We start from the raw sequence: 13,716 nt of genomic DNA on the forward strand, positions 1-13,716 counted from the left end.
TTCTTACAACAAATCGACGACAGGCACTTTCCAATGACTCTTCGTATCGCAATCAATGGTTTTGGCCGTATCGGCCGTAATGTCCTGCGCGCACTGTATACCCAAGGCTACCGCCAGGATTTGCAGATCGTCGCCATCAACGATCTGGGCGACAGTTCGATCAACGCCCACCTGCTCAAATTCGACACCGTACATGGCACTTTCGAAGCAGAGGTCGCCCACGATCAGGAAAGCCTGACCGTCAATGGTGACCGGATCGCTGTCAGTGCCATTCGCAACCCGGCCGAACTGCCGTGGGCCGCGCTGAATATCGACGTGGTGTTCGAATGCACCGGCCTGTTCACCGACCGCGCCAAGGCTGCCGCCCATATTACCGCCGGCGCACGCAAGGTGATCATTTCCGCACCGGCCAAGGGCGCGGACGCCACCGTCGTCTACGGGGTGAACCACGACATTCTGCGCCAATCCCACCAGATCATCTCCAACGCCTCGTGCACCACCAACTGCCTGGCGCCGGTTGCCCAGGTATTGCACCGCGAACTGGGCATCGAAAGCGGCCTGATGACCACCATTCATGCCTACACCAACGACCAGAACCTGACCGACGTCTACCACACCGACCCGTACCGCGCGCGGTCGGCCACCCAGAACATGATCCCGAGCAAGACCGGCGCCGCCGAAGCCGTCGGCCTGGTGCTGCCGGAACTGGCAGGCAAGCTGACCGGCATGGCCGTGCGTGTGCCGGTGATCAACGTGTCGCTGGTCGACCTCACCGTGCAGTTGAAGAAGGAAGCCACGGCCGAAGAAGTCAACGCGCTGCTCAAGGAAGCCAGCCAGCACTCGAAAATCCTCGGTTACAACACCCTGCCGCTGGTTTCGAGCGACTTCAACCACAACCCGTTGTCGTCGATTTTCGATGCCAATCACACCAAGTCCACTGGCAAATTGCTGAAAGTGCTGGCCTGGTATGACAACGAGTGGGGGTTCTCCAACCGTATGCTGGATAACTGCCTGGCGCTGTGCAACGCCGAATAACGGCCCAGTAGAAATCCCCACGGGAGTTGGCTTGTGTGGGGCTTGTGTGGGAGCGGGCTTGCTCGCGAAGGCGGTGGGTCAGTCGACATCTTTATCAACTGACAGATTGTATTCGCGAGCAAGCCCGCTCCCACATGGGTTGTGTGCAACCTCCTTGCTTCGGCGCAAACCCGCAGAAAGTGCTACTTGCCATTTAAGTTGATGATAAGCATTATCATTAACTGCAAATCGGTCTGGTACCCCTGTGAGCCAATCTCGCTTCAACCAAGTCTTTCTCACCCAACGGGTGATTCTGCTACGCACCTTGCAGCGGATGGTGAATAACCACAGCACCGCCGAGGACCTCTTGCAGGAAACCTACCTGCGTGTCACCCGCGCCCTCAGCGAGCGGCCGATCGACCACCTCGAACCCTTCGTCTATCAAACCGCGCGCAATCTGGCGCTGGACCATCTGCGCTCACGCAGGATCCAGGCCCGTACGTTGCAGGAAGATGTCCCGCTGGATGTCCTGCAAAGCGTCGCCGCCCCCATCAGTACGCCCGAAGACGCGACCCAGGCCGAGCAACTGCTGGAACACCTGAGCGTCAGCCTCGGCCAGTTGAGCACCCGCCAGCAGCAGATCTTCATCCTCAGCCGCCTGCACGGTTGCAGCTACCAGGAGATTGCCGATCAGTTGGACGTGTCCTTGAGCACCGTGCAAAAGGAACTGAAGTTGATCATGGCCATCTGTGTAGGTGTGGCCGAAAGGCTGGATCGGCCTTAAGCTTCACCCGATTCAGCTGTAGGAAAGATCAATAAAACGTGGCGAAGACCCGAGGAACACCGTGACGGACCCGAATAAACTGCGCCCCCATGAGCTGGCTCATGAGGTGTTGCAAGACACGGCTATGGACCAGGCCCTCGACTGGCTGATCACCTTGCAGTGCCCGCAGCCTGGGCAGCAGGCCGAGTTCCAGGCCTGGCTGGCCAGCGATCCGGCCCACGTCCACGCCTTCGCCAAGGCCCAGGCCGCCTGGGGGGGCGCGCCGGTGCACAGCGCTGCCGTCGCCCTCGCCGCGCCGCGCAAGCCGAGTGCCTGGCGCCGGCTCAAACCGCATTGGAAACCCCTGGCCACCGCCGCCGTGCTGCTGATCGGCCTGTTCAGCTTCAGCAATCTGCCGGTGCGCCTGCAAGCCGACCACCTGACCGTGGTCGGCGAACGCCAGCGCCTGCAACTCGACGACGGCGCGAAAGTGCTGCTGAACACCAACTCGGCGTTTTCCAGCAGCATCAAGGACCACCAACGCGTTGCCCGCCTGTATCAGGGCGAAGCGTTTTTCGAGATCGCGCCCAACCGTGGCCTGCCCCTGGAGATCGACGCCGGCCCGGTGCGCGCCAGCGTGCGCGACACGGCCTTCGCCGTGCGCTACCTCAACGGCGAGGCCCAGGTGCAAGTACAACGCGGCGACGTGGACCTGAGCAACACCGTCGACGACGCCCGTGTGCGCCTGAGCGCCGGGCAGAGCATCCGCATCGGCCCCAAGGGCTTCGGCCCACCGGCCAAGCTGGATGCAGACAAGGACCTGGCGTGGGTCGAGGGCCGGCTGATCTTTGAAAACTGCCCGATGGGCGAAGTGCTCGCCGAGCTGCGCCGCTACTACCCCGGCTGGATCGTCAATAACAACGAGCAGCTCGCCAGCGTCGCCGTGACCGGCAACTACCGCCTCGACCAGCCCTTGGATGTGGTGCGCTCCCTGGCACACATCACTTCGGCCAAGCTCTCGGAATACCCCGCGCTGGTGATCCTGAACTAAATGAGAATTATTTTTACTCGATAGCCCGCGACGGTACGTCTCGTCTTAGCCAATGCAACTGATTCCTATTTGGTTCGGTTCGCAACTATAAGATTCGTACTCCGGAGCGCTCTCGATGTCCTCTCGTTTCAATCGCCGGTCTTCTTCGCCCGTCTTGTCCTTGCTGACCGCCGCCATTCTGCTGGCCGGCGCGCCGGTGATGAGCGCCAGCGCCGCCGAACCGGCGCCACGCAGCCACGGCAACTACAACTTCAGCATCGCCCAGCAACCGCTGGTCTCGGCGCTGAATGCCTTCACCGGCGTCACCGGCTGGCAAGTCGGCCTGCCGGCGGAACTGGGCCAGGGTGTCTCGTCCCCCGGCGTACGCGGCCCGCTGTCAGCGGAAAAGGCCCTGGACCAGCTGTTGGTGGGGACCAACCTGAGCTACCGCAAACTGGGCAACAACAATATCGTCCTGGAAAAGCGCGCCGCCGGCAGTACCCTCAACCTGCAACAAGTGACCATCAGCGCCACCCGCCACGAACAGGATGTGAACAGCGTACCCAGCACCGTCAGCGTGCATGATCGCCAGGAGCTGGACCGCCTCAACGTCGGCAACAGCCGCGACCTGGTGCGCTACGAGCCCGGCGTCTCCGTCGGCGGCGCAGGTACCCGCTCCGGCAATGCCGGCTTCAACATCCGTGGCATCGACGGCGACCGCATCCTCACCCAGGTCGACGGCGTTGAAGTGCCCGATCACTTCTCCAACGGCCCCTACGCGCAAACCCGTCGCAACTACGTCGACCCGGAAATCGTCAAGCGCGTCGAGATCCTGCGCGGCCCGGCGTCAGCCCTGTACGGCAGCAGCGCCATCGGCGGCGCAGTGAGCTACTTCACCCTCGACCCGGACGACATCATCAAGCCCGGCCAGGACGTCGGCGCCCGCCTCAAGACCGGCTACAGTTCCGCCGACGAGAGCTGGCTGACCTCCGGCACCGTCGCCGGCCGCGTGCAGGACTTCGACGGGTTGCTGCACCTGAGCCAGCGCAACGGCCACGAGACCGAATCCTACGACGGCAACAATGCCACCGGCCTGGCCCGCACCGGCGCCAACCCGGAAGACGCGCGCACCACCAACGTCCTGGCCAAGCTGGGCTGGAACTACGGCGACGAAAACCGCCTGGTGCTGACCTACGAGAAGTACAAGGACGACCGCGATACAAACCAGAAAAGTGCGGTAGGCGGCCCGTTCAACACCGGCTTCAACAGCAACCTGTACCGCGCACGCTCGGGCAACGACACCATCAGCCGTGAACGCTTCGGCCTGGAAAACACCTTCGCCCTCGACGCGCCGTTTGCCGATCACATCAAGACCAGCCTCAACTACCAGATCGCCAAGACCGACCAGAGCACCGCCGAACACTACGTGTCGGGTGCGCGCAACCTGCTGCGTGAGCGCGAGACGCTCTACCAGGAAAAACAATGGATCTTCGACGCCCAGCTGGACAAAGCCTTCGCCATCGGTGACACCGACCACGTGGTGACCTACGGCACCACCCTCAAACAGGCCAAAGTCACCGGCTCGCGTACCGGCAGCGCCACCTGCCTGACCGTCAGCACCTACTGCGCGACCGTCGGTGGCCCCAGCAGCTTCGCCTCGGACAAAGTCACGCCGGCCAGCGACTTCCCGGACCCGACCATCAACACCTACGCGCTGTTCGCCCAGGACCAGATCAGCTGGGGCGACTGGACCTTCCTGCCGAGCGTGCGTTATGACTACACCCAGCTCAAGCCCAAGCTGACCGAGGATTTCCTCAACGCCACCGACCCGAACCGCATCTACGCCCACGACGACAGCGACAAGACCTGGCACCGCGTATCGCCCAAATTCGGCCTGACCTACGCCCTGACCGATAACTACACCTGGTTCGGCCAGTACGCCGAAGGCTTCCGCACCCCGTCGGCCAAGGCCCTGTACGGGCGCTTCGAGAATATCCAGCAAGGCTACGTGGTCGAACCGAACTCGGACCTCAAGCCGGAAAGCAGCAAGAGCTTCGAAACCGGCCTGCGTGGCAATTTCGAATCGGGCAACTTCGACGTGGCGGTGTTCTATAACAAGTACCGCGACTTCATCAACGAAGACGCCGCGTTGCTGTCCCCCACCGGCACCGCCTTCAAGGCCAGCAACATCAAGCGCGCCACCATCAAGGGCGTGGAAGCCAAGGGGCGCCTGAACCTCGACGCCTTCGGCGCGCCGCAGGGCCTGTACTCCCTGGGTTCGGTGGCCTATGCCTACGGCCGCAACGAAGACACCGGCGAGCCGATCAATAGCGTCAACCCGCTCAAGGGCGTGTTCGGCCTGGGCTACGAGCAACAGAACTACGGTGCGCTGGTCAGCTGGACCCTGGTCAAGAAACAGAACCGTGTCGACAGCGCGACCTTCTTCTCACCCGATGGCGACACCACCAAGGCCCCGTTCAAGACCCCAGGCTTTGGCATCGTCGACCTGACCGGTTTCTACAAAGTCACAAACGACGTGACCATCAATGGTGGCCTGTACAACGTGACCGACAAGAAATACTGGAACTGGGATGACGTGCGCAGCTTCGACAGCATCGGCGAAGCCGGCGTGACCGCGCCCGCCAACATCGACCGCCTGACCCAGCCTGGCCGCAACTTTGCGATCAACCTGATCTGGGACATCTGATAGCACTCGCCTCACCTCGTCGAAATTTCATCGACGGGGTGAGGTTTTTTTACTGTGCCGCGTCTTCCTGTTCGTCTATTTGATAACGGCTCTCTTTAAGAGCAACAAGGCGCTCCCCTTCTCAAGGACTTTTCCATGACCGCTACAGCTACCGCAGAACGCCCACACCTGCGCTCCCAGCGCCTGAACCAGATCACCCACGCGCCACACGCCCAGCTTGATGCCCTCGTCAAAGCCCACGCTCCGTTCGAAACCCAGGCCAACTTCGCCCGTTTCGTGGTCGCGCAGTACCTGTTCCAGTCGGAACTGGTGGCCCTGTACACCGATGCCGAACTGATCAAGCTCATCCCGGACCTGGCCGAGCGCTGCCGTGCCGACGCCGCCAAGCTGGACCTGGCCGACCTCGACACCGAAGTGCCCGCACCCGTGGCCGGTGCGGTGAGCAACCCGAGCAAGGCCAAAGCCCTGGGCTGGCTGTTCGTGTCCGAAGGCTCCAAGCTGGGCGCCGCGTTCCTGATCAAGCGCGCGGTAGGCCTGGGCCTGAGCGAAACCTTCGGTGCCCGTCACCTGGGCGAGCCCGCCGGTGGTCGCGCCGAAGGCTGGAAGCGCTTCACCCGCACCCTCGACGCGCTGCAGTTCAGTGCTGAAGAAGAAGCCGCGGTGGAAAAAGGTGCTGTGGATGCGTTTGTACGCTTCACCGTATTGCTGGAACAGGCGTACGCTAGCGCCCCTGAACTGGCCTGACCCTTGGTTGGGATGCAATCAAAAATGTGAGAGCGGGCTTGTGTGGGAGCGGGCTTGCTCGCGAATACAGTCTGTCAGTTGATAAAGATGTCGACTGGCACACCGCCTTCGCGAGCAAGCCCGCTCCCACACAAGCCCGCCCCCCACATTCTGGTCTCATTTCATATTGAATCCCTGTGACCCCCCCATGACCGGCAAAACCCAATCCACCTCGAAAATCGCCCGGCTCCTCTTCGGCCTGCTGGCCTACGTCAGCCTGGGCATTGGGTTGATCGCGATTGTCGTGCCGGGTTTGCCCACCACCGAATTCATCCTGCTGGCCGCCTGGGCCGCCACCAAAAGCTCGCCACGCCTCAGCGCCTGGCTGGAGAACCACCGCCTGTTCGGGCCGATCCTGTTCAATTGGCGCAACGGCAAGATCATCGCCCGGCGCGCCAAGGTCAGCGCCACCGTGAGCATGCTGCTGTGCGCCGGCCTGATGCTGGTGATGCTCGATCACGGCTGGCCGATCTACCTGGCGATTGCCGGAATGAGCCTGGGCAACCTGTGGATCTGGTCACGCCCCGAACGACTCGCACAGCCCGTGTAACGCAGACTGTAGGCGTTTTCCTACCGCTCATCGCCTGCTGCTCATGATTAAATTTGTTACGCCGATGTTTCAGACATAGCGCTGAAGGGATTTGGCCTGCACTGCGTGCCTTCCAACAACTCCACTCGCGAGTGAGCCTATGTTCAACACCCTCTCCATCCGCCTGAAAATCGTGCTGCTGTCCGGCCTTTGCCTGTTGGGGGTGATAGCGCTGGTCGTCAGCATCAATATCTACAACACCAACCAGAATGATCTGTTGGTCAGCGATTCAAGCTCGCGCATGCTCACCGCCAGCGTGGAACAACTGCTGCAAGCCAGGGCCGCCGAGCAAGCGGTGCAGTTGCAAAAAACCTTCGGCGACAGCCTGATGGCGCTGACCGCACTGGCCGACCAAATCAAGGATTTGCGCAGCATGGCCAGCAAGCGTGGCCTGGAAGCCGGCGCACTGCGCGAAGAAATCAACCAGAGCCTGAAAACCACCTTCGATCGCAACAGCAAAGTGCTGGGTTTCTGGCTGTCATTCGAGCCCAACGGCCTCGACGGCAAAGACAGCGAATTCGTCGATGACAAGGCGCGCGTCTCCAACGAAAAAGGACGCTTCTCCAGCTATTGGAGCCGTGCCGGCGGTGAAGGCTTGAACACCATCATGGTCGAAGAAGACCTGAACAAGACCACCCTCACCCTCAACGGTACGCCCTACAACATCTGGTACACCTGCCCACGGGACACCCGCAATACCTGCTTGCTGGACCCGTATGAGGATACGGTGGCCGGCAAAAAGGTACTCATGACCACCATCGCCTCGCCGCTGATCGTGGAGGGCAAACTCATCGGCGTCATCGGTGTCGACATCGCCCTCACCGCCCTGCAAGCAACCGCCGACGCTGCGCAGAAGGACCTGTTCAACGGCGCAGCGCACCTGGAGATTCTCTCCAGCACCGGCCTGATTGCCGCCTACAGCGGCGAGCCGGCCAAGGTCGGCAAGAACCTGGTCGACACCCTCGGCGCCGAGGGCAAGGAAATCGTGCAGTTGCTGGCCAGTGATAAACCCATGATCCGCGAACAGGCTGACACCATCCGCGCCGTGTACCCGGTCAAGCCGATTGCCGACGCCAAAGCCTGGGGCGTGGTGATCAAGCTGCCAAAAGCGGTGATGCTCGCCGATAGCGTCAAGTTGCAGGGGGTACTCGACAACGCCCAGGCAGCCGGTACGCTCAAGGCCCTGCTGGTGGCCGCCGCCGCTGGCCTGCTGGGCTTGCTGCTGATCTGGCTGACCGCCACCGGCGTGACCCGCCCGATCAACAGTGTGGCCGCCATGCTCAAGGACATCGCCAGCGGCGACGGCGACCTCACCCAACGCCTGACCTATAGCAAAAAAGACGAATTGGGCGAGTTGGCGAACTGGTTCAACCGCTTCCTCGACAAGCTGCAACCGACCATCGCGCAGATCAAGCAAAGCATCACCGAGGCACGCGGTACGGCCGACCAATCCTCGGCCATCGCGCGCCAGACCAGCGAAGGCATGCAGGTGCAGTTCCGCGAAATCGACCAGGTAGCCACCGCCTCGAATGAAATGAGCGCCACCGCCCATGACGTCGCCAACAGCGCCTCCAATGCCGCCAGCGCGGCACGCGGTGCGGACCAGTCGGCGCGGGAAGGCCTGTCGATCATCGAGCAGAGCACCCGCGACATCACCACCCTGGCCGAAGAGGTCAGCAAGGCCGTGGGTGAAGTTGAAGCCCTGGCGCTCAACAGCGAGCAGATTGGTTCAGTGCTGGAAGTGATCCGCAGCATTGCCGAACAGACCAACCTGCTGGCGCTCAACGCGGCGATTGAAGCGGCACGCGCCGGCGAAAGCGGGCGTGGTTTTGCGGTGGTGGCCGACGAAGTGCGCAACCTGGCCAAGCGCACCCAGGACTCGGTGGAGGAAATCCGCCTGGTGATCGAACGTATCCAGAGCGGCACACGTGGCGTGGTGGCAACCATGCACTCGAGCCAGAACCAGGCCCAGAGCAATGCCGGGCAAATCCATCAGGCGGTGCAGGCGCTGGGCAAGATCAGTGATGCGGTGACGGTGATCAGCGACATGAACCTGCAAATCGCCAGCGCCGCCGAGCAACAGAGCGCGGTGGCCGAAGAGGTCAACCGCAACGTCTCGGCGATCCGTACGGTGACCGAGACACTCACCGGCCAGGCCACCGAGTCGGCGGCGATCAGCAGCCAACTGAATGCATTGGCCAGCCAGCAGATGAAATTGATGGATCAGTTCAGGGTTTAGTCCCCAACCCCAAGAACAATGGCCCCCCCTGTGGGTGCGGGGCTTTTGTGGGAGCGGGCTTGCTCGCGAAGGCGGCGTGTCAGTCAATTCATCTCTGACTGATCCACCGCCTTCGCGAGCAAGCCCGCTCCCACACAAGCCCGCTCCCACATTTAGATCACGTTGGTCTTAATGACCGGGCCAGGCTTGGACAAACGCCGCCACATCTTCCTTCGCCGCCGTACGCGGCGGGTTCTGCGGCGTACCCAGGTACAGGAAGCCAATCACTTCCTCATCCGCCGTCAGCCCCAAGCCTTTGGCCACATGCGCCGAGTAGGACAATTCGCCGGTGCGCCACACCGCGCCAATCCCCTGGGCGTACGCCGCCAGCAAAATGCCATGGGCCGCGCAGGCCGCCGCCAGCAGTTGTTCGGACTTGGGCACCTTGAAGTGTTCCTGCAAACGCGCAATCACCACCACCACCAACGGCGCACGCAGCGGGCCGTTCTGGGCCTTGTCGATCAGCGCTTGCGGGGCGTCGGCGTCTTGCAGGCGTGCCGCTTCGGCCAGCAACGTGCCCATCTGCTCGCGAGCGGCGCCTTCGACGGTGAGGAACCGCCAAGGGCGCAACTGGCCGTGGTCCGGCGCGCGCATGGCGGCGGCGAACAACACGTCGCGCTGCTCCTGGGTCGGCGCAGGTTCCAACAATCGCGGCACGGAAACACGGTTGAGCAAAGCGTCGAGAGCCTGCATTGGCCACCTCCAGAAAAAAATGTGCGGTCATTCTAGCGGGAATGCGGCACCACCCACCAAACGATAATTGCTCTTATTCATTCGGCCCTGCCCTGTTAGACTTTGCGACCTTATTTTTGCCCGCCGTTCAGGAAATTCGATGTCCCGTTGGCTTTTTCCGGTGTCCGCTGCTTGGTTGGCCTTGAGCCTGACCGCCTGCGACGACGCGCCCAGGTTTACCAAGGCCGAGCCGGGTGAATCACGGGCGGGCGGCGCTGCGACCGTGAACAAGCGCGACCAGAACGCGTTTTCCCTACCCTCGGCCAACCTGTCGCCTACACGTCGCCTGGATTTCAGCGTCGGCAACAGCTTCTTTCGCAGCCCCTGGGTAATCGCGCCGTCCACCACCACCGCGCGTGATGGCCTGGGCCCGCTGTTCAACACCAATGCCTGCCAGAACTGCCATATCAAGGACGGTCGCGGCCATCCGCCGTTGCCCGACGCGGCCAACGCGGTGTCGATGCTGGTGCGCCTGTCGATCCCCGATGCGCCAGCCTACGCCAAGCTGATCGAGCAAGCCGGCGTGGTGCCCGAGCCCGTCTACGGCGGCCAATTGCAGGACATGGCAGTGCCCGGCGTCGTGCCGGAAGGCAAGGTGCGGGTCGACTACACGCCGGTCAACGTGACGTTCAACGACGGCACGGTGGTCGAGTTGCGCAAGCCAAACCTGCAGATCACCCAGCTCGGCTACGGCCCGATGCACCCGGACACACGTTTTTCCGCGCGTATCGCCCCGCCGATGATCGGCCTGGGCCTGCTCGAAGCCATCAGCGACGCCGACATCCTGCGCAACACCAGCGCGGACACCGCCGACGCAGACACCATCGTCGGCCGTGCCAATCAGGTCTGGGATGACGCGCAACAAAAAACCGTGCTCGGGCGTTTTGGCTGGAAAGCCGGGCAACCGAACCTCAATCAACAAAATGTTCACGCGTTTTCTGGTGATATGGGCCTCACCACGTCCCTGAGACCCTTTGATGACTGCACCGATGCCCAAGTGGCCTGCAAACAGGCGCCCAACGGCGATGGCCCGGATGGCGAGCCGGAAGTCAGCGACAACATCCTGCGCCTGGTGCTGTTCTACACCCGCAACCTCGCCGTGCCGGTGCGTCGCGACGTCGACACGCCGCAGGTGCTCGCCGGCAAGAACCTGTTCTACAGCGCCGGTTGCCAGGGTTGCCACAAACCCGCGTTCACCACGGCCGCCAATGCCGCCGAACCTGAACTGGCCAACCAGGTGATCCGCCCCTACAGCGACCTGCTACTGCACGACATGGGCGAAGGCCTTGCCGACAACCGCAGCGAATTCAAAGCCGGTGGCCGCGACTGGCGCACCGCGCCGTTGTGGGGCATCGGCCTCACGCAGACCGTGAGTGGCCACACCCAGTTCTTGCATGACGGCCGCGCCCGCAACCTGCTGGAAGCCGTGCTGTGGCACGGCGGTGAAGCACAAGCGGCGCAGCAGCATGTGTTGTCCTTTAATGCCGAGCAGCGCGCTGCGTTGCTGGCGTTCCTGAATTCTTTATAAGCTTCGCCCCAATTACAGAAGGGAGCTCGACATGTTCCGTCCCAAGTTGTTGTTCACCAGCCTGGCCGCCCTCGCCCTGGGTGCCTGCTCGCCGCAAGACCCGCAAGCCGTGACCTCGGCGGCCATCGCCAAGCAAGTGATCCTGCCGACCTACAGCCGTTGGGTCGAAGCCGACCGCCAGTTGGCCGTCAGCGCCCTCGCCTACTGCCAGGGCAAACAGAGCCTGGACACCGCCCGCGCCGATTTCCTCCACGCGCAAAAAGCCTGGGCCGAGTTGCAACCGCTGCTGATCGGCCCGCTGGCCGAGGGCAACCGTTCGTGGCAGGTGCAGTTCTGGCCAGACAAAAAGAACCTGGTCGGCCGTCAGGTTGAACAACTCGTGACCGCCCAGCCGCAGATCGACGGCGCCGCCCTGGCCAAGTCAAGCGTGGTGGTGCAAGGCCTGTCGGCCTACGAATACATCCTCTATGACGCCAAGACCGACCTCGCCGACGAAGCGCAAAAGGCCCGTTACTGCCCGCTGCTGGTGGCCATCGGCGAGCGCCAGAAAGCCCTCGCCGAGGAGATCCTGGCGAGCTGGAACAGCACCGACGGCATGCTCGCGCAGATGAGCAAGTTTCCGAACCAGCGTTACGCTGATTCCCACGAAGCCATCGCCGACCTGCTGCGCGTCCAAGTGACCGCACTCGACACCCTGAAGAAGAAACTCGGCACGCCGATGGGCCGCCAGACCAAGGGTATCCCGCAGCCGTTCCAGGCCGATGCGTGGCGCAGCCAGTCGTCCCTGCAAAGCCTCGAAGCCAGCCTCGCGGCGGCCCAGACCGTCTGGGTCGGCGTCGACAATAAAGGCCTGCGTGGCCTGCTGCCGTCCGACCAGAAGCCATTGGCCGACAAGATCGACGCCGCCTACGCCGCGTCCCTGAAACTGTTCGCCAGCAACCAGCGCAGCCTCAACGAGCTGTTGGGCGATGACGCCGGGCGCCAGCAGCTCAACGACCTCTATGACAGCCTCAACGTCGTGCACCGCCTGCACGAGGGGGATCTGGCCAAGGCGCTGGGTATCCAACTGGGCTTTAACGCCAACGACGGTGACTGATGATGCTCAGGCGACAGGCTTTGGCCATTGGCAGTGTGCTGCTCAGTGCTCTCACGCTAGGGGGCTGGACGCTGTTCAAAAGCAAGGACAAGGGCCCGCTGCTCTTGTCAGCGCGGGATGATGGCGACGGCAAGCACTACGCCGTAGGATTTCGCCTGGACGGCAAGCAGGTGTTTGCCACCCAGGTCGGCCAGCGCTGCCACGACATCATCAACCACCCGACACTGCCGATTGCACTGTTCGTCGCCCGTCGCCCGGGCACCGAGAGTTACCTGATCGATTTGCGCGATGGCACGCTGCTGCAGACCATCACCTCCCATGCCAATCGTCACTTCTATGGCCACGCGGTGATCCACAAGAGCGGCGACTGGCTGTATGCCACCGAGAACGACACCTCCGACCCCGGCCGTGGCTTGCTCGGTGTGTACAAATTCGAAGGCGAGCGCCTGGTGCACAGCGGCGAGATATCCACCCACGGCATCGGCCCGCACCAGGTGTCGTGGATGCCCGACGGTGAAACCCTGGTGGTGGCCAACGGTGGCATCCGCACCGAAGCCGAAAGCCGTGTGGAAATGAACCTCAACGCCATGGAGCCCAGCCTGGTGCTGATGCAGCGCGACGGCACGCTGATCAGCAAGGAAACCCTCGGCCAGCAGATGAACAGCGTGCGCCACATGGGGATCGCCAGCGACGGCACCATCCTCACCGGCCAGCAGTTCATGGGGCCATCCCAGGAGCGTTCCGAGCTGCTCGCGATCAAGCGGCCGGGGCAGCCGTTCGTGGCGTTCCCGGTGGCCGACGAGCAGTTGCAGGCCATGGGGCACTACACCGCCAGCGTTGCCGTGCACAGTGAATTGCGCCTGGTGGCGTTGACCGCACCGCGTGGCAATCGCTTCTTTATCTGGGACATGGACAGCGGTGCACTGCGCCTGGACGGGCCGTTGCCGGACTGTGCCGGCGTGGGTGCTGTGGCCGACGGCTTTGTCGTCACCTCCGGCCAGGGACGTTGCCGCTTCTACGATTGCCGCCAGACGCAATTGGTCGCAAAACCCTTGGAATTGCCGGCAGGGCTCTGGGATAACCATCTGCATCTGGTCTGACCCGCGCAGCCTGGAAGGGGCCAGCACTGGCCCCATTACCTGTCAGGTTTACCGGCTGGAAACCCCTCAATACCTGGAGTAATGTTCCGGACTTGT

The 13,716-nt window shown here is 62.7% G+C and carries 11 protein-coding genes; 10 read left to right on the forward strand and 1 reads right to left on the reverse strand.

Translation table 11 applies throughout. The annotated features are described in order from the left end of the window. Positions 1-33: 33 nt before the first annotated feature. From gap to AC3ISR_RS22760, 7 genes are all read left to right on the forward strand, one after another. Positions 34-1,035: a type I glyceraldehyde-3-phosphate dehydrogenase gene (gap, locus tag AC3ISR_RS22730; RefSeq protein WP_192299486.1), complete on the forward strand. Its 1,002-nt coding sequence runs from the start codon at positions 34-36 to the stop codon at positions 1,033-1,035. Between the two features lie 244 nt (positions 1,036-1,279). Further along, a complete protein-coding gene (locus AC3ISR_RS22735; RefSeq protein WP_192299487.1) occupies positions 1,280-1,798 on the forward strand; it encodes an RNA polymerase sigma factor in 519 nt (172 codons plus the stop codon). Between the two features lie 61 nt (positions 1,799-1,859). Further along, positions 1,860-2,828, forward strand: coding sequence for a FecR family protein (locus AC3ISR_RS22740; RefSeq protein WP_192299488.1), 969 nt, complete (start codon positions 1,860-1,862; stop codon positions 2,826-2,828). 115 nt (positions 2,829-2,943) lie between these two features. Next, positions 2,944-5,514 carry a TonB-dependent receptor gene (locus AC3ISR_RS22745; protein ID WP_192299489.1) on the forward strand — a complete coding sequence of 857 codons (2,571 nt, stop codon included), beginning with the start codon at positions 2,944-2,946 and terminating at the stop codon, positions 5,512-5,514. Between the two features lie 135 nt (positions 5,515-5,649). Then, entirely contained in the window at positions 5,650-6,258 is a 609-nt protein-coding gene (locus tag AC3ISR_RS22750; RefSeq protein WP_463984114.1) for a biliverdin-producing heme oxygenase, read from the forward strand. Positions 6,259-6,445: 187 nt separating this feature from the next. Next, a complete protein-coding gene (locus AC3ISR_RS22755; protein WP_226456278.1) occupies positions 6,446-6,847 on the forward strand; it encodes a YbaN family protein in 402 nt (133 codons plus the stop codon). 139 nt (positions 6,848-6,986) lie between these two features. Beyond that, positions 6,987-9,125 carry a methyl-accepting chemotaxis protein gene (locus AC3ISR_RS22760; RefSeq protein ID WP_463984115.1) on the forward strand — a complete coding sequence of 713 codons (2,139 nt, stop codon included), beginning with the start codon at positions 6,987-6,989 and terminating at the stop codon, positions 9,123-9,125. Between the two features lie 168 nt (positions 9,126-9,293). Here AC3ISR_RS22760 and AC3ISR_RS22765 read toward each other — a convergent pair whose 3' ends face one another. Next, a complete protein-coding gene (locus AC3ISR_RS22765) occupies positions 9,294-9,857 on the reverse strand; it encodes an NAD(P)H nitroreductase (protein WP_192299493.1) in 564 nt (187 codons plus the stop codon). A 139-nt stretch (positions 9,858-9,996) separates the two neighbouring features. On the opposite strand from AC3ISR_RS22765, the gene AC3ISR_RS22770 reads away from it, so the two are divergent. From AC3ISR_RS22770 to AC3ISR_RS22780, 3 genes are read left to right on the forward strand one after another with little or no spacing between them, the layout of a single operon-like run. Beyond that, on the forward strand, positions 9,997-11,424 hold the full coding sequence (locus AC3ISR_RS22770) for a di-heme oxidoreductase family protein (protein WP_463984116.1): 1,428 nt from the start codon (positions 9,997-9,999) through the stop codon (positions 11,422-11,424). Positions 11,425-11,455: 31 nt separating this feature from the next. Then, positions 11,456-12,520 carry an imelysin family protein gene (locus tag AC3ISR_RS22775; protein ID WP_226456282.1) on the forward strand — a complete coding sequence of 355 codons (1,065 nt, stop codon included), beginning with the start codon at positions 11,456-11,458 and terminating at the stop codon, positions 12,518-12,520. Positions 12,521-12,522: 2 nt separating this feature from the next. Further along, positions 12,523-13,620 (forward strand): DUF1513 domain-containing protein, encoded by a 1,098-nt coding sequence (locus AC3ISR_RS22780; protein WP_192299577.1) that lies wholly within the window; start codon positions 12,523-12,525, stop codon positions 13,618-13,620. Positions 13,621-13,716 lie beyond the last annotated feature (96 nt).

This window comes from Pseudomonas sp. GL_117 (assembly GCF_057835125.1).